Source organism: Actinomyces johnsonii, assembly GCF_006546835.1.
In the GTDB taxonomy this organism is placed as follows: Bacteria; Actinomycetota; Actinomycetes; order Actinomycetales; family Actinomycetaceae; genus Actinomyces; species Actinomyces johnsonii.
This window is the reverse complement of record NZ_VICB01000013.1, coordinates 37,765-60,588: the sequence shown is the minus strand read 5'-3', so window position 1 is coordinate 60,588 and position 22,824 is coordinate 37,765. Positions and strand designations below refer to the sequence as shown.

The window sequence follows — 22,824 nt, the reverse complement described above, 5'->3', positions numbered from 1 at the left end:
AACGCCTCGTGGTGATCTCAGCACCGTATGCCCTATGCCACCATGACCCATGGGACCACCTGTCCTGCTCCGATCTCGACGACACGCGGAACATGCTCGCCAGCGGCTGGGACATTCACTCCCGCATCGATCTCCTCGCCCAAATATTCTGGCTGATCACCTTGGGCGACCGCGACAAATTCGGCGTCGAACGCGCCCAGTGGGCCGACGTCTCCCTGGCGGAGGCCGAGCGCCAAGAGCTGCAAGAGCTGAAAGAGGCGGGCATCGCCGTCCAGGACATCACCGAGAAACTGTGGCGCCTGGAACGGATGCGGAACAATGACCGGGGCATTCAGAATGTGGACTTTCTGGCCTGGGACATGCTCCGCGCCGCCATGCTGACGCGGTGCGGAGCTGCGCTGAACTGGTTGCCCGAGGCCGAGGCGTGGGACACGCTGGCACTGCTGGATCAGGCATTGCGCATGCACTATCAGAACTGGGGCCAGGTCTGGGAGTCGTTCAGGCTGGGACGCTGGTGCTGGTACTCCGAAGACGGCGAGGACACGCACTACAACGACCTGCACGACCTGCACCGCTTGCAAGTGCTCTTGGCACCCGAGGGACCATGGGGGCTGGTCCCCTGGGACATCCCAGTTCCCCAGTCGTCCCTTATGATCCTGGACGATTCCATCGACGCCGGTGTTGCTGCTCCCCTGGACGCGGACGAACGGGAGCGCGCTCCGCAGTGGGAGCGCTGGATCGACGATCAGGTCATCCTCCGCGGACAGCGCCGTTCCCAGCACTTCGGTACCGATCCCGAGCAACACCAACGCTTCACAAAGGACACCTGAGGCGCCCGGAAACAGCGACTTCTCTTGTCGGCTACAACACGCCGTAGCACCGAATCGATAAGAACGAAAAGCCCTACTAACCGTGCTTGTCGATCATCATCTCCACTGCTCTGGCAGCTCTGCGTCGGCGGGTCTCGGCACGCCACGCCTCGCCGATCCAGCGCAGATATTCCTTCTGGTGCGACGGAGGCAGGGTGGTGAATATCTTCTCGGCAACCTCATGCTGCGAAAGAGCCTCGGCCAGCTCTTCCAGGATCGCCACTCGATCGTCGCTCATGACCTTCCCCTCCAGTTGCTTGGCTGTGCGGAGCAGGTCAAGGGTTCGTATACGGAGCTTGTGGTGGACCCGGCCGGACTCGAACCGACGACCGACGCGGTGTAAACGCGTTGCTCTACCAACTGAGCTACAGGTCCAGGCGCAGACGTCCCGGGGACGCGGCCGCCGCTCTCCAGAGGACCGCACACGCTCATAGGGACGTAAACCGCCCTGCGCGGCGACTCTACCGCTACGCGATACAAGCCACCAATCGCCTCGGGTCTTCTTCCGCGCAACCGAGGAGGAGCCTCGGTCTCAGATCGTGTCAGCGCCCTCGGCTGGAGACCCTGATTCCGCTCCAGTGCTGCCCCATTGAGGCGGCGGAGGTCGCGTGCATGCCCGCCGTGGCGGCCGCCTCCTCCACCTCTGCGGTCTGGACGGCACCCGTGGTGCGCGCCTTGGGCGTCAGCACCCAGATGAGCCCGGCGCCGTCGAGGTTCGCCTGAGCGTCCACCAGGAGGTCGGTGAGGTCGTCGACGTCGCCGTCGTCATCCCGCCACCACACGATGGCCGAGTCGGCCACGTCCTCATAGTCCTCGTCCACCAGAGTGGTTCCGGTCTCGGCCTCAACCGCCTGGCGCAAGGTCTCGTCGACGTCGTCGTCGTAGCCGAACTCCTGGATGATGAGACCGGAGGCGAAGCCGAAAGCCCCACCCGCTGTACTCGCCACTTCTTTACACCGTCCTTCTGGGCTGCGCCCGTCTCTCGTTCGCCCGCTGCTGGGCGATGGGTATAGCCCACCTCACCCGGTACCGACCGCGCAAGTGAACACGCAGTTCAGATTACCTTGAACTTCGCTTTGAACGCCGTCGCGGCCGCAGCCACGGCGTTCAACCGGCTCCCCAACAACCATCACCCTGGACACACAACCCTCAGATGTGGCCCACACCATACGTGACGTAGGACTTTCTTCCCGCTGGGTGCAGCGTTCGCGCCGCCGCAGGTCGTAGATTAGGGCCATCATCCACAGCGGCCTGACTCCAGCTGTACGTCGTTTGCGGCGCTATGGCGAGCACGCGAGCCTCGGGCCAACCGCACAGACGCGAGGAAAGAGGATTCCGTGAGCCCCACCAGCGACTCCACGCCGCTCATTGATGGCCTCCTGACGAAGGTGACCGACAACGACCCAGAGGAGACCAAGGAGTGGCTCGAGTCCCTCGAAGCCCTCATCGCGGACAAGGGTGCCAAGCGGACGCGCTACATCCTGCTGAGCATGCTGGCCCAGGCCCGGCAGAAGAACGTCACGGTGCCCACCCAGATGACGACGCCGTACATCAACACCATCGACGTCACCAACGAACCATACTTCCCCGGCGACGAGAACGCCGAGCGGACCTATCGGCGCTGGCTGCGCTGGAACGCCGCCGTCATGGTGACCCGGGCGCAACGCCCCGGCGTCGGAGTCGGCGGCCATATCTCCTCCTACGCGTCGACCGCCACCCTGTATGAGGTGGGCTTCAACCACTTCTTCCGCGGCAAGGACCACCCCGGCGGCGGCGACCACGTCTTCTTCCAGGGCCACGCCTCGCCCGGCAACTACGCCCGAGCCTTCATCGAGGGGCGCCTGGGGGAGGCCGACCTGGACGGCTTCCGCCAGGAGGAGTCCCGCCCCGCCGGCGGCCGGGGTCTGCCCTCCTACCCGCACCCCCGCCGCATGGAGGACTTCTGGGAGTACCCCACCGTCTCCATGGGGCTGGGCCCCGCCGAGGCCATCTACCAGGCCTGGTTCGACAAGTACATCCAGGGCGCGGGCATCAAGGACACCTCCCAGCAACACACCTGGGCCTTCCTGGGCGACGGCGAGATGGATGAGCCCGAGTCCCGCGGCATGCTGCAGCTGGCGGCCAGCCAACAGCTGGACAACCTCACCTTCGTCATCAACTGCAACCTGCAGCGCCTCGATGGACCGGTGCGCGGAAACGGCAAGATCATCCAGGAGCTCGAGGCCTTCTTCAAGGGCGCCGGCTGGAACGTCATCAAGGTGATCTGGGGCCGTGGCTGGGACCAGCTCCTCGCCGCAGACAAGGACCACGCCCTCGAGCACCTCATGATGGAGACGCTCGACGGCGACTACCAGACCTTCAAGGCCAACGACGGCGCCTACATCCGCGAGCACTTCTTCGGTCGCGACCCGCGCACCGCCGAGCTCGTCAAGGACTGGACCGATGACGAGATCTGGGCCCTGCAGCGCGGCGGCAACGACTACCGCAAGATGTACGCCGCATACAAGGCGGCCATGGAGCACAAGGGCCAGCCCACCGTCATCCTGGCCCACACCGTCAAGGGCTACCTGCTGGGCGGGCACTTCGCCGGCCGCAACGCCACCCACCAGATGAAGAAGCTGACGCTAGAGGACCTCAAGGCCCTGCGCGACCGCCTCCACATCCCGATCACCGACGAGCAGCTTGAGGCCAACCCGAAGATGCCGCCCTACTACCGGCCGGCCGACGACGACCCCTCCCTGCTCTACATGCTGGACCGCCGCCGTCAGCTCGGCGGGTTCGTCCCCGAGCGCCGCGATGCCGGCGTCCAGCTCGAGCTGCCCGGCGACAAGACCTACGACATCCTCAAGGGCGGCTCGGGCAAGCAGAAGGTCGCCTCCACGATGGCCTTCGTGCGTCTGCTCAAGGAGCTCATCAAGGACAAGGGCATCGGCCGGCGCATCGTGCCGATCGTCCCCGATGAGTCGCGCACCTTCGGCTTGGAGTCGCTGTTCCCCACCAAGAAGATCTTCAACACCCAAGGCCAGAACTACACGCCGGTCGACGCCGACATGATGCTGTCCTACCGGGAGTCCACCTCCGGTCAGCTCATGCACACCGGCATCAACGAAGCCGGCTCGGTCTCCCTGTTCCAGGTCGCCGGCACGAGCTACGCCACCCACGGCGAGCCGATGATCCCGGTCTACATCTTCTACTCGATGTTCGGCTTCCAGCGCACTGGCGACCAGTTCTGGGCGGCCGGCGACCAGCTGGCCCGCGGCTTCATCATCGGGGCCACCGCCGGGCGCACCACTCTGACCGGCGAGGGCACCCAGCACATGGACGGCCACTCCCCCATGATCGCGGCCACCAACGACGCCGTCGTCAGCTACGACCCCGCCTACGCCTACGAGATCCGGCACATCGTGCGCGACGCGCTCGAGCGCTGGTACGGACCCGACTCTGGACGCAACCGGGACGTCATGTACTACCTGACCGTCTACAACGAGCCGATCCACCAGCCCGCCGAACCCGACGACGTCGATGTCGAGGGCATCCTGCGGGGCATCCACCGCATCAGCTCCGCCCCCGACGGCCAGGGCCCCGAGGTCCAGCTGCTGGCCTCCGGCGTCGGGATGCCCTGGATCGAGGAGGCTCGCCGCATCCTGGTCGAGGACTGGGGGGTGCGCGCCACTACCTGGTCCGTCACCAGCTGGAACGAGCTGCGGCGCCAGGCACTGGAAGTCGAGAAAGCCAACTTCCTGGCTCCTCACGCTGAGCGGCAGATTCCCTACCTGACGCGCAAGCTCTCCGGGGCCAACGGCCCCTTCGTCGCCACCAGCGACTACGACCACCTGGTTCCCGACCAGATCCGCGCCTGGGTTCCCGGCGACTACTACACCCTGGGCGCCGACGGCTTCGGTTTCTCCGACACACGCGCCGCCGCCAGACGCCACTATCTCATCGATGCCCAGTCTGTGGTTGTCCGCGCGCTCCAGGCACTGGTGGAGCAGGGCCGTCTGGACCGCTCCGTCCTGGCGCAGGCCGTGGCCCGCTACGACCTAACCAATGTCAACGCAGGTTCCTCCGGTTCCCAGGGCGGAGAGTCCTGAGGGCTCCCCATTGCGGCTATAATTGGACCCGTTGTCCAAGAGGGTGCCGGTGAAACGAGTTCCGCCTCGTTTCACCGGCACCGCCGCATTCGTCTCAAGAGGTCTTCCGGTGCCCCGATCCCCGCTCCTGTACCCGGCCTGCATCCTAGTCTCGGGCCTGCTCGCTCTGTCCGGCTGCTCGGCCGGACAACCGATCTCCATCGGCACGACGTCGACCGCATCAGCCAAGGCCCATGGCCCCACCTCGTCCGACGAGGGCGATGAGGAAGACAAGGATGATGAGGACGCCACCAAGCCCCTCGACCCGCTGGAGTACGGGAACTGCACATCCTCCGAGGTACGCGACTACGACGACGATTTAACCGACAACGACGAGGAGGACAACCGCGCTCAAGCGGAGGCTCAGGTCACCAAGGTGGTTCCCGCCTCCGACCAGGTCGATGTCACCGGAGACGATCTCTCCGCCGATCGGGTGGTCAAGGTCTCGGCCGGAGCACGAGACGTAACAATCACCGCAACAAACTTGGTGGTCATCATCGAAGGCGAGATTGAGTCACTCACCGTTCGCGGGTTCGACAACACGGTCTGGATCGGCTCCTCCAAGAAAGTCACATTCGGATCAAGCGATGGCGACAATCTCAACTACGTCTTCTGGAGCTCCGGGCCGCCGCAGTCGAAGGTCGACCCGCAAGGCCTCAATGTGATCGGAAAGGACGCCCACGCTCCGGTCATCCGCTCCTGCCGCGTCTTCTCCTGATACGTTCCCCAAAGAGCTAGAACGACCTCCGATATCAGCGAAACAGCACAGCGGACTACGTGCCGTCCGCCGATATCGGAGGTCGAGGCACTTCAGCCCGCGGAATCGGGCGCCGTCGGTACCACCGGAGGAGTCGACGGGTCGGAGCCGGAGTACACCTTCAAGTCACGGAAGTGGGGACGCAGGAGGTTCTCCGGACTGAGAATCTCATCGAGAACGGACTCCTCGAGCAGTCCCATCTCCAGAACCACCTCTCGCACGCTGCGCCCTGAACGGGCGCACTCACGCCCCACCAGGTCACCATTGTGATGCCCTATTACCGGGTTGAGGTATGTGACGATTCCAATCGAGTCCAGAACGTTACGCCGGCAGACCTCCTCGTTGGCCTCGATCCCCACGATGCACAGCTCGCGCAAGGTCGACATCCCACGAGAGAGAAGATTGATCGACTCGAAAATAGTCTGAGCGATCACCGGCTCCATGACATTGAGCTGGAGCTGACCCGCCTCTGCGGCGAAGGTCAGCGCAACGTCATTGCCGATGACCTTGAAGCAGACCTGGTTGACCACCTCAGGTATCACCGGATTGACCTTGGCGGGCATGATGGACGAACCGGCCTGACGCTCGGGCAGTCTGATCTCCCCCAGCCCCGCACGAGGTCCGGAGGACAGCAGTCGTAGGTCATTGCAGATCTTGGAAAGCTTGACCGCCAGACGCTTGATCGCCGCATGCATGGAAACATAGGCGCCGGTGTCGCTCGTGGCCTCCAGCAGGTCCTGCGCCCCCCGAACGTCCAGCCCAGTCACCTCGCGCAGATGCCCGACGACGGTGCTCTGATAGTCGGGCGGGGTGTTGAGTCCCGTGCCGATCGCCGTGGCACCGAGGTTGACCTCCAGCAGGAGGGCGGCGTTGTTCCGAAGCCTACCGATCTCCTCCTCAAGCAGAACGGCGAAGGCCTCGAACTCCTGTCCCAGGCTCATCGGGACGGCGTCTTGGAGCTGGGTGCGCCCCATCTTCAGAACGTTGACGAACTCCGTCCCCTTGGCACGCATAGCGGCGATGAGGCGCTCGAGCTCATCAGTAAGGGAGTCGACGAGCGTGAACAGCCCTAAGCGGAATCCGGTCGGATAGGCATCATTCGTCGACTGGGACTTGTTGACATGATCGTTGGGGTTGACGACGTCGTAACGGCCTTTGGCATATCCCAGGTACTCTAGTGCGAGGTTTGCAATTACCTCATTGGTATTCATGTTGACACTGGTGCCGGCGCCCCCCTGAAACTGGTCGACCGGAAACTGGTCCAGGCAGCGCTCGGCAACCAGCACCTGATCGCAGGCCCACACGATCGCTCCCGCGACTTCCGGGTCGATCGCCCCAAGATCACTGTTCGCTAACGCTGAGGCCTTCTTGACCTGCACCATGCCGCGAACAAAAGCCTCCTCATCGCCAACTGCCGATCCCGAGATTTGAAAGTTCTCCATCGCCCGCAGCGTATGGATTCCCCAATAGGCGTCCAATGGCACTTCCCGTGCACCAAGAAGATCCTCCTCTGTGCGGGTTGCCTGCATCATCTTGAGCCTCCGAGTTGTCTAGTTGAGTGCATGCATGCACACATCCGTACCAACGCACAGTACGCATGCGCAGATCATTGCAGATTCACTCACCGCGGGTTCCACAATGGTTACGCTATTGTAACCTGTGTAATCCGCTCCGGTCGAACGACGCGCCACCCTCACTTATCCCCGGTTTTTCAACACAAACTCGTGTCGGATCACACGCCGCGCCAATCGAGAACCTACTGTCATAACGATATTCCAGTCGGTAACATCCACAGCATGGATGAGTTGAGCGCTCCGGGAGTGTCTGCACTGCGACAGGCGCAGGACACAATTATTGAACACTCACTGGACCGCATCAGTTCGGCCCACGATTTCTACCGAACTCTGCCGGAAGGTTCGCGCGACCAGATCGCGGCGGTGGCCCGCCTGGGCGTGACGATGTTTGTTGACTCGGCGGAGAACCCGTCGACTCCGCTGGTCCCCTCCCAAATCTTCTCCGTGGCGCCCGCCGCCCTGACCGGGGTCATCACGCTGGAGCAGACCTTGGCGCTGGTGCGAACGGTCCTCGACGTCGTCGTTGACGAGGCTCCTCGCGCCGTCCCCAAGGAGGACCATGACACGGTCCGCATTCTGGTCCTGACCTTTGGGCGCGACGTCGGCTTCGCCGCCGCCGAGGTGTATGCCCGAGCAGCCGAGGCCCGGGGCGCCTGGGACGCCAGACTGGAATCCGTGGCGGTCGACGCGATGCTTCACGACGACCCCGATGACGCTGCCACCCGGGCCGGCACGGCCGGTTGGAACGGCACCGGACCAGTGGTGACCATCGCCGCCAAGACGACTCTGGACGCGCTCGGGATCTCCCGGCTGCGTCATGAGTGCCGCAACCTCGCCAGCGACTGCCTGGTGTCTGTACGCGGCGACTCCGTCCTCATCGTCCTGGGAGGCAGTCCGGACACCCTCGATCCATCATCCAAGCGATCCTCCTCGTCTCATGGCTCCCGGGCCGAGACCGCCGAGCGCCTTGTGGACCAGGCGGCGATGCAGGTAGCCGGTGGGCTGGGGGGCTCCGCGGTCGTCGGTCCCGTGGTCTCTGGGATCTCGCACGCGGGCCGTTCGCTGCGCTCCGCCCTTGCCGGGCTGCGCGCTCTGCCGGGATGGGCCGAGGCCCCCAATCCCGTCCACGCCGATGACCTGCTCCCTGAGCGCCTTCTGGCGGGCGACGAGCTCGCCGGAGAGCAGATACTCAGCCTGGTGCACGCCCCCCTCCACGAAATGGGCGACCCCTTCGAGAGCACCGTGGCCACATATCTGGCCCTGGGCGGAAGTTTGGAGGCCACGGCCCGCAACCTGTTCGTCCACGCCAATACGGTGCGCTACCGGTTGGGCCGGGTCAGCGAGCAGGTCGGCTGGGACGCGACGAACGCACGCGACGGACTCATGCTGCACATGGCGATCATCGTGGGCCGCCTGGCCGTCGGGCGGGATGCCTGACCCACCGACGCAGGTTCCCTCGGGGTGCGAAGAGCTCTTTACCCCCGTTCCCCGCTCTTGACCGGCCCGTCCTTTTCATTCGGACTGGGCCGGTCGCTGTATCTCGGTGGGATACCGATTCCGGAAAGATCTCCGACGTCTGGGACAATGGACTTACCCGCGGCGTCGCCGCCGGCAGAACTACCCCATCGTCCAACCACAGCACCGCACGGATCCCCGTCTGCTCCGTCGCGGCGGTAGAAGGAGCCATCATGGCCGAGCAGAGCAACGACGACGTCCTGGCCGTCATCACGCAGATCGTCAGCGAGGAGTCCGGCGTCGATGCCGAGGACATCACCCGATCCACCACCTTCGCCCAGGATCTCGACGTCGATTCTCTGGGGCTGCTGACAATTGCCACTCAGGTCGAGGAGCGCTTCGGAGTGGCCCTCGACGACTCCCTCATCCCGACGCTGCCCACAGTCGGAGCGCTGGTGGACCTCGTCACCGCCAAGAGGGCCTGACACCCGATGGCTCCGGCAGCCGTCTGCCGTTCCGGCGACGTCGTCGTCACCGGTCTAGGAACCATCAACCCGCTGGGCGGGGACGCCGCCTCGACCTGGGCCGCTCTGCATGCGGGTACCTGCGCGATACGCGCCCTGGAGCCCAGCTGGGTGAATGACTACGAGCTGCCCGTGCGGATCGGCGCGCCCCTGGCCATCGACCCGGCCGAGATGCTCTCGCCCCGCCAGATGCGCCGTCTCGACCGCGCCAGCCAGTGCGCGCTGTTGGCCGCCCGCCAGGCCTGGGAGCAGGCGGGTCCTCCACAGGTTGCCCCGCAGCGCCTCGCAGTGTCCGTGTCCCCGGGCATGGGGCCGGTCCTGTCGGTCATGGAGGCGTGGGACGCTCTGCGCGTCAAAGGCCCCCGGCGAGTCCTGCCGACGGCGGTCCCCGCGCTTATGCCCAATGCTCCGGCAGCCGCCGTCGGGATCGAGCTGGGAGCGCACGCGGGCATTCACGCCCCGGTGTCCGCCTGCGCCTCAGGCGCCGAGGCCATCGCCTACGGTGCAGATCTCATCGCGCTGGGCCGGGCGGACGTCGTCGTGGCCGGTGGCACGGACGCCGCCCTCCACCCGATGACGGTGGCGGCCTTCGGCGCCATGAGGGCGCTGTCGACACGCAACGACGACCCGGCAACCGCTTCACGGCCCTTCGCCCCCGACCGTGACGGATTCGTCCTCGGCGAGGGCGCCGGGATCCTGGTCCTGGAGCGCGCCGAGCACGCTATGGCCCGTCGTGCACGGGTCCTGGCCGTGCTCGCGGGCTCGGGGATCACCGCCGACGCCCACGACGTGGCCCGCCCCGAGCCGTCGGGTGCCGAGCAGGAGCGGGCCCTACTGCTGGCACTGGAGCGCGCGGGCCTCGATGCCGGCGCGATCGGGCACGTCAACGCCCATGCGACATCAACCCCGGCAGGCGACGTCGTCGAAGCCGGTGTTCTGGCCAGGGCCGTTCCGGAGGCGTCCGTCAGCGCGACGAAGTCCTCCACCGGACATCTTCTGGGCGGTGCCGGGGGACTCGAGGCGATCCTGACCGTCATGGCGCTGCGTGAGCGATGGGCTCCGCCAACGCTCCTGCCCGCCGGCGTGGATCCGGAACTGGCCGGCCTCGGGCTGGACGTCGTGGGGCCGCAGGGTCGGGACCTTCCCGAGCTGGAGGCGGCGGCAAGCACCTCCTTCGGTTTCGGTGGGCACAACGTCGCCCTTGTCTTCGCCCGGGACCGGGCGACCACCGCCGAGCGCCATCGGCTGTGACCTACCCGGCTGGACCAGGCCCACCGCTGTCGTGCACAATATCCGTGCATGCCGCGTACGTCATGACATGAGCCCGGTTGCGGGTCGAGACCGTTGGGGAAGGCGAATCTCGAAACCAACCAGGAGGCGATACTCATGATCGGTGCCTACACCCGCGGTGTACTTTTCGTGCATTCCGCACCTCGGGCGCTCTGCCCCCACATCGAGTGGGCGGCGGCCGAGGTGCTCGGTTCGCGCGTCCACCTGGACTGGACCGAGCAGCCTGCGGCTCGGGGCTTGATGCGGGCCGAGACTAGCTGGGTGGGGCCCGCCGGAACGGGTGCCAGCCTCGCCTCCGCCCTGCGCGGCTGGGCGAACCTGCGCTATGAGGTGACCGAGGAGGCGAGCGTGGGCACCGACGGCGGCCGTTGGTCCCACACCCCCGACCTGGGGATCTTCCACGCCCAGACGGACGTTCACGGCAACGTCGTCGTCCCCGAGGACAGGATCCGCGCTGCACTCGTCTATGCCGCTGATCCCGAGAGAATGCGTCGTGAGCTGGACCTGGCACTGGGACAGGCGTGGGACGACGAGCTCGAGCCCTTCCGCTACGCGGGGGCCGGTGCGCCCGTGCGCTGGCTGCACCGCGTCGGCTAGGAGGCGCGGAACCGCACCTCCTCACGATCGCCTTCTGGTAACGCCGGGTGGGACGACAGACTCATGAGCTTCATGGTCTGTCGCCCCACCCGTCTCATGTCCTGACCGGTGCTACAGGCCCTGCGCGCGCAGTTCCTTCATCGCCTTGGCCCGATTCTTTCTGTCGAGGCGATCCAGGTAGAGGTGTCCCTCCAGGTGGTCGCACTCGTGCTGGATGCAACGGGCCATGAGCTCCTCCCCCTCAATGACGACCTCCTTGCCGTCCAAATCAGTGCCCTGCGCCCTGGCGTACCAGGCGCGCTCAGTGGGGAACCACAGGCCCGGAACCGACAGACAGCCCTCATCCCCGTCCTGGTATTCGTCCTTGGAGAGTTCGACGATCTTGGGGTTGAGGATATAACCGATCTCGCCATCGATGTTCCAGGAGAAAGCGCGCAGACCGACCCCGATCTGGTTAGCCGCTAGGCCCGCCCGGCCGTCCTCGTCGACCGTCTCGAGCAGGTCCTCGACCAGGGCCCTGACGGAGTCGTCGATGTCAGTGATCCAGTCGCACTCGGTGCGCAGGACCGGGTCGCCGATGATACGGATGTCGCGGTATGCCATGGCGGCATCCTCCCACGACCGAAGCGGAGAGGTCATGTTCGTCCCGTCGCGTCGCAGCTCGTTCACGCCGATAAACCCCGATAACCCTAACCCGCGCAGACACAAATGAGGGCCCCACCTCATAGGTGGGACCCTCAGGGGCTCCTGCGGCTGGACTCGAACCAGCAACCGTCCGATTAACAGTCGGATGCTCTGCCATTGAGCTACGCAGGAATGCGCCTGGCGCGCAGTGAACTCTAGCAACATCCCACGACGACGTCGAATCGGGCGAATTGCCGAAAACGCTGCAATTGCAAGAACATCCTAGCGTGTGGGCAGCCCCACACCCTCTCGGACGCGGTTCTCCAGGTTCTGAAGCGCCTCGCCATCCTCCTCGTCTGTGACCTGAGACGCCATCGGTCGAGTCACGGAGTACAGATGTCCGTCCGCACCGCGGCGCACACTGGCTGTGGCAGTCGCGCCACCAGGAAGCGTCGTCACCGCGCTGTGGACGATGGCGGCCTCGACGCGCTGGCGCAGGGCCTTGGCGAAGGGAGCGACATCAGTGGGAGCGTAGGTATCACCGTTGCGGACGCCCGCCGGCACCTCCAGGACGAGCTCATCACGCTCCAGGTCCGTCCAGCTCAGGGTGAAGGTCCGCTCGTCGGCATCCCAGGACCCGCGCTCCACCTCATTCCAGGCGAAGTGCTCGGGCCGGCTGCGGCCGCTGAAGACGACGAGGGCCTCAGCCGTCGCCGCCGCCCACGCGGAGCCGTCCTCATCCAGAGGAACGGCCCCCAGAACAGGGTCGTGCAGCTGCTCACGCATCTCGAGAGGCAGCGTTCTAGCGGATCGGGAGGAAGAGCCTTGTCGACGTCGCAGGATCGGCATAGCCGCCAGGCTACCCGCACTGCCTGCTCGGGCGGACGACAGTATTCAGGCTCCCTGCCGAATCTGCATACGGCGCTGTTCGAGGGCGGCGATCTGCGAGAACAAGTCGCGGTAGCCCTCGTCCTGCGGGGACATCCGCCGGTGCCGCGAGCGCATTTCGACGAGCCGGCGGTTGATTCCCATGACGGTCAGGGAGCTGAGCACGCCTCTGGCGTAGCGATCCAGTCCCGAGGCGTCCACCTCTGTGCCGCGTCCCCGAATCGTCGGCAGTGGCAGAGGGGCCACGGCGAGCTCGGTGATGGCCGCCTCGACCAGGCCGATGGCGCCGTCACGCACCTGCTGGAGCCAGCGCAATGTGGCCCGGCGCTGCGCCTCCTGCTCCCCCATTCCAGCGGCCACCGCCTGTTGTACGAGCCCGGGCACTTCTCCTGTGCCTCCGGCGGCGGCGACGGCCTCGTAGACGGCACGGTGGATGAGCTGGCCGAAGGAATCGGCACCCAGCTCGTCGGCACCGGCCCGGTGAGCGGCCACCGGGAACTGGACGATGACCGCCAGGGCCTCGCGCTCGAGCTGCTCCACGGGGTCGGTCACCGGCGGCAGGCCGCGCACCGGGGCGGCGGCGTCGGGGCCCGCCGTTTCATCTGCGGGCCACTGACCGCCGCGCTCCGCGGAAATCCGGTTGCCTTGACGTTGGGCGGTCTGAACCGCGCCGTTGACCTCTGCGTCGGGCAGTCCCAGCCATCCGGCGAGTCTGCGGGTGTACTCGCGTTTGAGCGCCCGGTCGCGGATTCCGGCTACGACCGGCGCCGCCGAGCGCAGTCCCCGAACCCGGCCCTCGGACGTGTCCAGGTCCAGGTGGGACAGGGAGGTGCGGATGACGAACTCGAACAGCGGCACTCGCCTGGACAGCAGGCGTGGAATGCCCTGGTCGCCCTCCTTCATGCGCAGGTCGCAGGGATCCAGTCCGCTCGGGTCGACGGCCACGAAGGTCTGGGTGGCGAAGCGCTGGTCCTCGGCGTAGGCGCGCAGGGCGGCCTTTTGACCGGCGGCGTCTCCGTCGAAGGTGAAGATGACCTCGCCTCCGCGAGCCTCGCGCCCCTGGCCGGTGACGACGCCCGCCGCGGGGTCGTCGATATCGCCCAGGAGGCGGCGCACGACTCGCACGTGGTCGGCGCCGAAGGCGGTTCCGCACGTGGCAACGGCCGTCGTCACCCCGGACAGGTGGGCAGCCATGACGTCGGTGTAGCCCTCGACGACGACGATGCGGTGGGAACGGGCCACTTCCCGTTTGGCCAGGTCCAGCCCGTAGAGGACCTGGCTCTTGTGGAAGACGGGGGTCTCGGGGGTGTTGAGGTACTTGGGACCCTGGTCGTCCTCGGAGAGCTTGCGAGCCCCGAAGCCGACGGTCGCCCCGGTGACGTCCCGGATGGGCCAGATGAGGCGGCCCCTGAAGCGGTCGTAGACGCGGCGCCCGTCCTGTCCGCCCCGACTGCACAGTCCGGAGTCGACCAGCTCGGCCTCGGTGTAGCCGGCGCCGCGCAGGTAGCGGGCAAGATTGTCCCAGCCGGCCGGAGCATAGCCGACGGCGAAGTGCGCGGCGGCGTGGCGATCGAAGCCCCGGGCGGTCAAGAAGTCGCGACCCGTCTGGGCCTCCGGGGTGGCGAGCTGCTCGCGGAACCAGGCCTCGGCCAGGCGGTTGGCATCCATGAGGCGCTGACGGGTTCCCGGCTCCACGCCGCGTCTGACGGCTCCGCCCTCCTCGTAGCGCAGCTGGACGCCGGTGCGGTCCGCCAGGTACTCGACGGCCTCGGCGAAACCGAGGTGGTTGATCTTCTCGATGAAGGCAATGACGTCCCCGCCCTCACCGCAGCCGAAGCAGTGCCAGTACCCAAGCTGGGGGCGGACGTGGAAGGAGGGGGTGCGCTCGTCGTGGAAGGGGCACAGCCCCTTGAGGGAGCCGACACCGGCACTCTTGAGGGTCACGTGCTCGCCGACGACGTCCTCGATCCGGGCGCGCTCGCGCACCGCCTCGATGTCCTCGCGCCTGATCAGTCCCGCCACAGGTCCATCGTAGGCGAGACCGCCGACATCCTGCGCAGGCGCTTAGCGCTGCACCGCTACACCTCGGAGAACATGCCGCACAGCCGGGCGTGCCAGGCGCGCGCAGACGTGTCCGTCAGGGAGGCGATCTGGTCGACGACCACTCGCAGGCGCTCGTCGTCGTTCTCGGCCCGGTGCCAGGCGTCGGCCAGGACGGGGTCGATCGCCCCGCCGTCGCCGGTCATGAGGACGTCGGCCAGATCGAAGATGAGAGTGCGCTGGCGCAGGTAGACCGGTTCGTGCTCTCGGGGCTCCATGACGTAGCGAACGGCGATTCCCTTGAGGAGGAGGATCTCGGCGGCCGTCTCCTCGGGGATGACGAGTTCGGCCCCGTACCGGGTCAGGGGTCCATCGCCGTAGGCCCCGCGGGTCGCGGTGGCGACCGCTGAGACGAAGCGGCCGATGATCTCGCTGGTGAGGTTCTTCAGGTGTGCGGCGCCGGCCACTGAGCCGTTGTAAGAACGGATCCAGTAGGGCTGGCCGGACAGCCTCTCGAAAGCCGCTCCGAGGGCGGCGGCGCTCAGGTCGGTGCCGTACCAGGCCCGCGTGGCCTCGAGCAGCTCATCGACCTCGTTCGGGTCGGTCAGGCAGGCCGGGTCCATGCGTCCCAGGGCGATCGCGTCCTCGACATCGTGGACGGAGTAGCCGACATCATCAGACAGGTCCATAATCTGGGCCTCGATGCAGCGCCTGCCCTCCGGAGCCCCCTGGCGCATCCAGGCGAAGATGTCAGCGTCGTCGTCGTAGGCGGAGTACTTGCGCGCGCTGCGTCCGCTCGGACCGCCCGGTCCCCCACCCTTGAACCAGGGGTACTTCGCGACGGCGTCGAGGCTGGCGCGGGTGAGGTTGACGCCCACCGGCCGTCCGGCGTCATCGAGGGTCTTGGGCTCCAGACGGGTGAGGATCCGGAAGGTCTGGGCGTTGCCCTCGAACCCCCCTATTTGGCGGGCGACGACGTCGAGCGCTTTTTCGCCGTTGTGCCCGTAAGGCGGATGCCCCAGATCGTGGGAGAGACAGGCTGCGTCGACAACGTCGGGATCACATCCCAGCGCCTGGCCGAGGGCACGCCCCACCTGTGCCACCTCGAGGGAGTGGGTGAGCCGGGTTCGTACGAAATCGTCAGCGGACGGCCCCAGGACCTGGGTCTTGGCGCCGAGGCGCCGCAGCGCGGAGGAGTGCAGAACTCGAGCCCGATCGCGCTCGAAAGGTGTGCGTTGAGGATTCTTCGCCTGCTCGTGAACAAAGCGCTCAGCGTCCTCGGATCGGTATCCGGCTGGGCCAAAACTACCGTTTCCGTCGATACGCACAGACTCGGACTCAGATTTCTGCACTGACATGGTCACAAGGTAGCGCAGAAGCGGGTTACGATAGTCGTCACCATTCCGACACCTCCGACACCGTCTCAAGGGAGCAACGGCAACCGATCTCCACAGCGCGTGGTCGCCGCGCACCCTCGAGACACCGACGAAGCACTCTTAGGAGTGTCACTCCTGGGCGCGAGCCCAGCGGAAGGGAGATACTCGCTGTGACCACGACCACCACTCTCGTTCACCGACCCTACGACGGTCCGGAGGAATGGTGGCGCCACGCCCTGGTCTACGAGATCCCCTCACCGGCCCTGGGAGCCGCCGATCTGAGACGAACAGGCCCCATTATTGACCACGCACTCAATCTGGGAATGGACGCGGTGCTCATTCGTCCGAGCCTGCTCGACGTCAGCTCCGAGATGGACTCGATCCGCGGGTTCATCGACAACGCACGCACCCAGGGACTGCGCACCATCGTGCGTATCTCCGGCGCACTCGGGCCGATCACCGGCCCCTACGCCAAACAGACCACCGGCTTCGTCACAGGGCTGGAGGGCGATGGCGATGACCTGCTGCGCCGCTCGGAGGCCTACCTGCAGGCGGGGGCGGCCGGAATCGACCTGGGCACGATCGTCCCACCCCAGGTCACCCGCGAGACGCGGCTGGACCGTCTGAGCGCCTACTTCGCCATGCTGCACGGCCAGCTGGCCGAGTACGTGGAGGACGGCATCGTCGGCGCCGACGTGACCGCCGACTACCCGGACTCACTGCGCCACCACCTCCAGGACGACTGGATCCACCATCTACGTGACGACTGCCTGACCCTCACACGCTGGGACGCCGAGTCGATCACCTCCCACCTGACCCGATCCCTCGATGAGCACGACCGCTTCGGCGCTCCGCCCACCTGGCGCTTCCTGCCCCCTCACATCCTGTCCGAGCATTTGGACCCCGGGGACGGTCAGCGCTGGTACTCCGTCGCCCATGACGAACGGATGCTCCGGGCACTGGCGCTGCAGGCCATGATGCTGGCCCTGCCCGGATCGCTCTACCTGCGCCAGGGCGACGAGATCGCCCTGTCCGACGCCGACAAGCCGACCGCTCCCCTGGATCTGGCCGAGATGGTGGCAGAGCATGCTCAGGCGCAGTCCTCGCAGTTCGGGTCCCCCGCCGCGACCGTGCGGCATGCGGCCCACGTGCGCGACAAGTACAACCTTGCCTGCGCACCCCTGGCCTTCGTCACCGGACTGGAGTGGTGCCCGCCGCGGGCCCTGGCTTTCCTGATACGCGGCGTACTGGTGGTCGTCAACACCTCGGACTCCCCGGTTGTCCTGCCGGCCGAGGCCAAGGTGCTGCTGTCGTCCCAGTCCTTGCGGCAGGACCAGGGACGACTATTCGTTCCTCCGACGACGACGACCTGGCTGGAAGCCGCGACTGTGGCCTAGAACACTCAGTTGCAAATTCTATTCATCTATTGCAATCATTGCATTAACCAGTTAAATTGTGGTGCCAGGCGAGGAACTCCTCGCTCCGGATCCGATTCGAAGGAGAATCCCTGTGGCACCCACCCGCCGGTCCTTCCTGACGATGGCCACCGTCGCCGCCACTGTTTCAACCGTTGCAGCTTGTTCCAGCTCCCAGAAGGCCGCCGGCGCTGCCGCCTCCGGAGGAGCCAATCAGCAGGCCTCCGGCTCTTCCGGAGGTGATACCAATGCCGACCTGGTCATCTGGGCCGACCAGAAGAAGGCCGACTCGCTCAAGGAGATCGCCAAGAGCTGGGGACAGGAGCAGGGCATCACAGTGGCCGTCCAGATCGTCGCCAATGATCTGCAGCCCGCCTTCATCACGGCCAACCAGGCGGGCAACGGCCCCGACATCGTGATGGGCGCCCACGACTGGATCGGCAACCTGGTGCAGAACAGCGCGATCCGGCCAGTCGTCCTGAGCCCCGAGGCCGAGGCCAACTACTCCGACATCGCCCTCAAGGCGGTCACCTACGACGGCCAGATCTACGCCACTCCTTACGCCGTCGAGTGCCTGGGGCTGTTCGTCAACAAGGCCCTGACCCAGGTCACCGAGCCGGCCACCATCGAGGAGATGGTCGAGGCCGGCACGGCCGCCGGTACCGAGCTCATTCTCTCTCAGGCAGTCGATGAGAAGGGCGATGCCTACAACATGGAGCCCATCTACACCGCCGCCGGAGGCTACCTCTTCGGCAAGAATCCTGACGGCTCCTACAACTCCAAGGACCTGGGTATCGGCAAGGAGGGCTCGATAAGGGCCGCTGAGAAGATCGGACAGCTCGGCAAGCAGGGGGTTCTAAGGAAGTCGGTCACTGCCGCCAACCACATCTCCCTGTTCACCGACGCCAAGGCGCCCTACCTCATCTCCGGGCCGTGGGCCCTGGCGGACATCAAGAAGGCCGGCATCGACTACCAGCTCACCAGGATCCCGGGTTTCGGGGACATCGAGGGCAGCCAGGCCCGCCCCTTCGCCGGCGTCAACTGCTTCTACGTCGCCTCCAACGGAAAGAACAAGGCCTTCGCCGAGACCTTCGTGGCCGATGCCGCCAAGGACATGACCTTTGCGGCTTCGATGTTCCCCTCCAATGAGCTCCCACCGGCTCAGAAGGACCTGGCCGAGAAGCTCAGGGCGGAGCAGCCGGACATGGTCACCTTCGCCGACATGTCCGCCCAGGCGGACCCCATGCCCGCGATCCCGGCCATGTCCTCCGTGTGGGAGCCGTTCGGGCGGGCCCAGGCCAACATCGTCGCAGGCGCTGACCCCGCCAGCACCATGGCGGGGGTCGGCGAGACCATCCGGGCGTCGATCGACGGTTGATCCGCCCGGTCCCGGCCCCATGCGCTCAACTGCACGCACCTAATTCGATCCCACAGTTCTTCTTAATTGCTTTCCCACTTCTGGAAAGGACCTGCAGATAATGACGTCCGCGTCCACAACGATCCCACGGGACAAGACCACGACCATCAGAGGCGTCATCGGACGCATCGCGGTCCTCTCCCTTACACTGGTCGCCGCGATCTACCTCGTCCCGCTCCTCATCGCCTACCGAATGTGGATGTGGCTGGGAATCGTCGCCCTCGCCACGGCAGCCATGTTCCTTCTGTACTCGACCAAAAGGTTCGTACCGGCCAAATACCTCTTCCCGGGCACGTTCTTCCTGACCGTCTTCCTCATCGTCCCGATCGTTCTGACCGTCCAGACCTCCTTCACCAATTTCGGGGACGGATACCGGGGAACCAAGGAGGAGGCGATCACCGCCATCACCAACAACTCCATGGTTCGCACGGAGGACTCCCCCACCTACGGCCTGTCAGTCGCCACCGACGGTGACGTCACCCAAGGGCCCTTCTCGTTGTTCCTGGTCAACCCGCAGACCAAGGAGGTCATGCGCGGAAGCGATGGGAAGAAGATGGAGAAGATCGATTCCTCCACCGTCACCATCGACAACGGCGTAGTCACCAAGGCGGACGGATACACGATCCTGACTCCCAAGCAGATCAACACCGCCTACGAGGACATCACCTCCATGTCGGTACCCTTCTCGGACAAGACGACGGTCAAGGTCCAGGGCGTGCGCACCGCCTTCGAGGGAACGAAGCGAATGGTGTATGACAAGTCCTCCGATACCATCACCAACACCGGCACCGGGGATGTCTACTCCGTCAAGAAGGTAGGTCTGTCCGAGCACTTCGTCAACGCCAAGGGCGATAAACTGGCTCAATCCTGGATGCAGAATGTCGGCCTGGCCAACTACTCCCGGCTCTTCACCCAGGGAAATCTGGCATCCCAGTTCCTCAAGGCATTCACCTGGACCATAGTGTTCGCCTTCGGCTCGGTACTGCTCACATTCGGCCTCGGTTTCTTCCTGGCCCTGACGCTCAATGACGACCGGATCAAGGGTAAGAAGCTCTACCGCTCCTTCCTCCTGCTGCCCTACGCCGTGCCCGGCTTCATCTCGCTGCTCGTGTGGTCGAACTTCTACAACCAGGACTTCGGCCTTATCAATCAGTTGCTCCACCTCCATATCCCGTGGCTGTCCGACCCGACCATGGCAAAGATCGCCGTCCTACTGACGAACACCTGGATGGGCTTCCCCTACATGTTCATCGTGTGCACCGGGGCCCTGCAATCCATCTCGGGGGATGTCAAGGAGGCCGCAAAGATGGACGGGGCAAGCGGGCTGCAGGCGACGTGGCGCATCATCACCCCGCTGCTGCTCGTCGCCGTCGCTCCTCTGCTGGTGAGCACCTTCGCCTTCAACTTCAACAACTTCAACGCCATTCAGCTGCTGACCGAGGGCGGTCCCTTCCCGGCCGGAGAGTACACGCGCGGCGGCACCGACATTCTCATCTCCATGATCTACCGGATCGCCTTCGGCCGTTCCGGCTCGGACTTCGGATTCGCCTCGGCCGTCTCGGTCATCCTATTCGCCGTCACCGGCGTCCTGGCCGCCCTGCAATTCCGAGCAACCAAGAAGCTCGAAGACGTCAACTGACCCAGCCGATTGTGGAGAGAACAGAGGATCACCATGAGCACCGCATCCAAATCCGCGTCCAACAGCTCCGAGGCGGCTCCTGCCGCTGAGAACCACATGTCCTTCTCGCGCTGGTTCCGCGAGATCGGCTGGAGGCACGTCGTCGGCGTCGTCGCGCTGGTCTTCGCCGCCTTCCCCGTCCTCTACGTCATTTCCGCTTCCCTCAACCCGCTGGGGACAGTAGCCTCCACCGGCCTCATCCCCACCAAGGTGAGTCTGGTCAACTACCAGAACCTGCTATCGGGGGCACGCGGCCCCTTCCTGCGCTGGTACCTCAACACGATCGTTATCTGCGCAGTGGTGGCCACCGCCCAGGTCTTCCTATCGCTGCTGGGCGCCTACGCCTTCTCCCGCTTCCGCTTCACGGGGCGCCGCGGCGGTCTGCTGGCCCTGCTCCTGATCATGATGTTCCCCGCGATCCTGTCCATGATCGCCATCTACACCATGATCTCGCAGATCGGCCAGGTGGTGCCCGCCTTCGGCCTCAACACCCTGGCCGGTTACAGCCTGGCTCTCATGGGCGGGGCCCTGGGGCAGGTGTGGCTCATCAAGGGAACCTTCGACACGATCCCCCGAGAACTCGATGAGGCGGCCATCATCGACGGTTGCACGCACTGGCAGGTCTTCAGGATCATCCTGCTGCCGACGCTCAAGCCGATCATCGCCACGACCTTCCTGCTGGCCTTCGTGGCTGTCATCAGCGAGTTCCTTCTGGGGTCTATCATCCTGACCGATAACTCCCAGAAGACTCTGGCTGTGGGGCTCTATGGCATGCTCACCGGTGACCGCTCCAACAACCTGGGCATCTTCGCCGCCGGCGCAGTTCTCACCATGGCCCCGGTGATCGCCCTGTTCCAGTACCTGCAGCGCTATATCGTCGGCGGCTCGATCTCAGGGGCGGTCAAGGGCTGATCGCGGCTTGTGGGAACCTCCGCCCGGCCCGATCCAGCGGCTGCGGCTCCGGGGCGTGCGATACCCGATCGCACGCCCCGGATTCACGCAAATGTGCCCTGATCTGCGATGATTGCGGGTGGGGAGCCGGACGACGAGCCACCGTCAGTTCGCGCGAAGCGGCTCCTCGACCTTCATTGATTCTCGTAGGATTCACTTATGCCACAGAGACTCACCCTCACTGACATCGCCGACCAGGCGGGTGTCTCCACCGCCACCGTCTCGCGCGTGCTCAACGGAAAGTCCAACGTGGCCGATTCGACTCGGCGGCAGGTGCTCGCAGCACTCGACATCCTGGGCTATGAACGACCCGAGTCCGTGCACCAAACCTCCCGGGGCCTCATGGGACTGATCGTGCCGGAACTGAGCAACCCGATTTTTCCCCTGTTCGCCCAACAGATCGAGCAGCTCCTGGCCCCCTCTGGGCACACCCCCCTGCTGTGTACCCAAACCCCCGGGGGCATCAGCGAGGACGAGTACGTCGAGATGCTGGTGGACCGCGGCGTCGCGGGAATCATCTTCGTCTCCGGACGTCACGCGGACACCACCGGCGACGTCACCCGTTATCAGCGTTTGCGCGAGCGCGGCGTGCCCCTGGTCACGATCAACGGCAACGCGCCAACCATCAAGGCCCCGGGCTTCGCCACTGATGACCGCCGGGCGACCCGGATGGCGGTGGACCACCTCATTGCCCTGGGTCATCAACGTATTGGACTCGCCATGGGACCGATGCGTATGGTGCCGGCTCAGCGCAAGCGTTCCGGCTATGAGGACGCCATGACCGAGGGGCTGCCCGGCGAGCTGTTGCGAATGGTGGAGACGCTCTACACCTACGAAGGGGGCGTTAGCGCTGCACTGCACCTGCTGGAGCAGGGCTGCACGGGCATCGTGTGCTCCTCAGACGTTATGGCTCTCGGCGTGGTCCAGGGGGCGCGTCAGACCGGCAGGTCCGTGCCTCACGATGTCTCTGTCATCGGCTACGACGACTCGCCGCTCATCCCCATGACCGACCCGCCGCTGACCACGGTGCGTCAGCCCGTGGACGCCATCTGCCGGGCAGCAGTGTCGACGCTGCTCGCCCAGCTCGGGGGGGAACGGCCGAGCGACACCGAGATGCTGTTCGCCCCCGACCTCATCGTGCGGGACTCGACCGCGGCGGCCCCGATCGACTGATCCTTCTTCTCCTCTTCTCCTCCCGCAGTGGGGCTCCCCGGCAGAAAGGCGGCGGAGTTCCCCGAT

The 22,824-nt window shown here is 65.6% G+C and carries 19 protein-coding genes and 2 tRNA genes; 12 read left to right on the top strand and 9 right to left on the bottom strand.

The window, feature by feature from the left end:
• Positions 1–8: 8 nt before the first annotated feature.
• Complete coding sequence (locus tag FK256_RS08550) at positions 9–830, top strand: DUF1266 domain-containing protein (RefSeq protein ID WP_244936294.1); 822 nt, start codon at positions 9–11, stop codon at positions 828–830.
• A 76-nt stretch (positions 831–906) separates the two neighbouring features.
• Here the strand turns inward: FK256_RS08550 and FK256_RS08545 are convergent, their stop codons facing one another.
• The 3 genes from FK256_RS08545 to FK256_RS08535 form a co-directional block, all read right to left on the bottom strand.
• Positions 907–1,107, bottom strand: a complete 201-nt coding sequence (locus FK256_RS08545) for a YdeI/OmpD-associated family protein (RefSeq protein WP_141424463.1) — start codon at positions 1,105–1,107, stop codon at positions 907–909.
• A gap of 61 nt (positions 1,108–1,168) precedes the next feature.
• A tRNA-Val gene (locus FK256_RS08540) sits at positions 1,169–1,244 on the bottom strand.
• Positions 1,245–1,411: 167 nt separating this feature from the next.
• On the bottom strand, positions 1,412–1,816 hold the full coding sequence (locus FK256_RS08535) for a DUF3052 family protein (RefSeq protein ID WP_009233150.1): 405 nt from the start codon (positions 1,814–1,816) through the stop codon (positions 1,412–1,414).
• 390 nt (positions 1,817–2,206) lie between these two features.
• On the opposite strand from FK256_RS08535, the gene aceE reads away from it, so the two are divergent.
• Both aceE and FK256_RS08525 read left to right on the top strand, forming a co-directional pair.
• Positions 2,207–4,960: a pyruvate dehydrogenase (acetyl-transferring), homodimeric type gene (aceE, locus tag FK256_RS08530; RefSeq protein WP_141424462.1), complete on the top strand. Its 2,754-nt coding sequence runs from the start codon at positions 2,207–2,209 to the stop codon at positions 4,958–4,960.
• A gap of 109 nt (positions 4,961–5,069) precedes the next feature.
• Entirely contained in the window at positions 5,070–5,717 is a 648-nt protein-coding gene (locus tag FK256_RS08525) for a DUF3060 domain-containing protein (protein WP_141424461.1), read from the top strand.
• A gap of 92 nt (positions 5,718–5,809) precedes the next feature.
• Here the strand turns inward: FK256_RS08525 and aspA are convergent, their stop codons facing one another.
• Entirely contained in the window at positions 5,810–7,288 is a 1,479-nt protein-coding gene (aspA, locus tag FK256_RS08520) for an aspartate ammonia-lyase (protein ID WP_141424460.1), read from the bottom strand.
• A 264-nt stretch (positions 7,289–7,552) separates the two neighbouring features.
• Between aspA and FK256_RS08515 the strand changes: the two genes are divergently transcribed.
• The 4 genes from FK256_RS08515 to FK256_RS08500 all read left to right on the top strand — a co-directional run bounded on the left by FK256_RS08515 (position 7,553) and on the right by FK256_RS08500 (position 11,196).
• Positions 7,553–8,767, top strand: a complete 1,215-nt coding sequence (locus FK256_RS08515) for a PucR family transcriptional regulator (protein ID WP_211343551.1) — start codon at positions 7,553–7,555, stop codon at positions 8,765–8,767.
• 251 nt (positions 8,768–9,018) lie between these two features.
• Positions 9,019–9,270 carry an acyl carrier protein gene (locus FK256_RS08510; RefSeq protein WP_009233155.1) on the top strand — a complete coding sequence of 84 codons (252 nt, stop codon included), beginning with the start codon at positions 9,019–9,021 and terminating at the stop codon, positions 9,268–9,270.
• A 6-nt stretch (positions 9,271–9,276) separates the two neighbouring features.
• Positions 9,277–10,560: a beta-ketoacyl-[acyl-carrier-protein] synthase family protein gene (locus tag FK256_RS08505; RefSeq protein WP_141424458.1), complete on the top strand. Its 1,284-nt coding sequence runs from the start codon at positions 9,277–9,279 to the stop codon at positions 10,558–10,560.
• Between the two features lie 135 nt (positions 10,561–10,695).
• Complete coding sequence (locus tag FK256_RS08500) at positions 10,696–11,196, top strand: DUF3145 domain-containing protein (protein ID WP_009233157.1); 501 nt, start codon at positions 10,696–10,698, stop codon at positions 11,194–11,196.
• 111 nt (positions 11,197–11,307) lie between these two features.
• Here the strand turns inward: FK256_RS08500 and def are convergent, their stop codons facing one another.
• The 5 genes from def to FK256_RS08475 form a co-directional block, all read right to left on the bottom strand.
• The gene (gene def, locus FK256_RS08495) at positions 11,308–11,799 is read right to left on the bottom strand and encodes a peptide deformylase (RefSeq protein ID WP_034474546.1); all 492 of its coding nucleotides are present in this window, start codon (positions 11,797–11,799) and stop codon (positions 11,308–11,310) included.
• A 141-nt stretch (positions 11,800–11,940) separates the two neighbouring features.
• Positions 11,941–12,012, bottom strand: a tRNA-Asn gene (locus FK256_RS08490).
• Between the two features lie 90 nt (positions 12,013–12,102).
• A complete protein-coding gene (locus tag FK256_RS08485) occupies positions 12,103–12,606 on the bottom strand; it encodes a hypothetical protein (protein ID WP_021605379.1) in 504 nt (167 codons plus the stop codon).
• A 108-nt stretch (positions 12,607–12,714) separates the two neighbouring features.
• Complete coding sequence (gene dnaG, locus FK256_RS08480) at positions 12,715–14,730, bottom strand: DNA primase (protein WP_141424457.1); 2,016 nt, start codon at positions 14,728–14,730, stop codon at positions 12,715–12,717.
• 56 nt (positions 14,731–14,786) lie between these two features.
• A complete protein-coding gene (locus tag FK256_RS08475) occupies positions 14,787–16,106 on the bottom strand; it encodes a deoxyguanosinetriphosphate triphosphohydrolase (protein WP_141424456.1) in 1,320 nt (439 codons plus the stop codon).
• Positions 16,107–16,294: 188 nt separating this feature from the next.
• Between FK256_RS08475 and FK256_RS08470 the strand changes: the two genes are divergently transcribed.
• The 5 genes from FK256_RS08470 (at position 16,295) to FK256_RS08450 (ending at position 22,758) form a co-directional block, all read left to right on the top strand.
• Positions 16,295–17,521, top strand: coding sequence for an alpha-amylase family protein (locus tag FK256_RS08470; protein ID WP_141424455.1), 1,227 nt, complete (start codon positions 16,295–16,297; stop codon positions 17,519–17,521).
• A 112-nt stretch (positions 17,522–17,633) separates the two neighbouring features.
• Positions 17,634–18,917, top strand: coding sequence for a sugar ABC transporter substrate-binding protein (locus FK256_RS08465; protein WP_141424454.1), 1,284 nt, complete (start codon positions 17,634–17,636; stop codon positions 18,915–18,917).
• A gap of 100 nt (positions 18,918–19,017) precedes the next feature.
• A complete protein-coding gene (locus FK256_RS08460; protein WP_141424453.1) occupies positions 19,018–20,595 on the top strand; it encodes an ABC transporter permease subunit in 1,578 nt (525 codons plus the stop codon).
• A 33-nt stretch (positions 20,596–20,628) separates the two neighbouring features.
• Positions 20,629–21,546: a sugar ABC transporter permease gene (locus tag FK256_RS08455; protein WP_141424452.1), complete on the top strand. Its 918-nt coding sequence runs from the start codon at positions 20,629–20,631 to the stop codon at positions 21,544–21,546.
• A gap of 198 nt (positions 21,547–21,744) precedes the next feature.
• Positions 21,745–22,758 (top strand): LacI family DNA-binding transcriptional regulator, encoded by a 1,014-nt coding sequence (locus tag FK256_RS08450; RefSeq protein ID WP_009233166.1) that lies wholly within the window; start codon positions 21,745–21,747, stop codon positions 22,756–22,758.
• Positions 22,759–22,824: the final 66 nt, after the last annotated feature.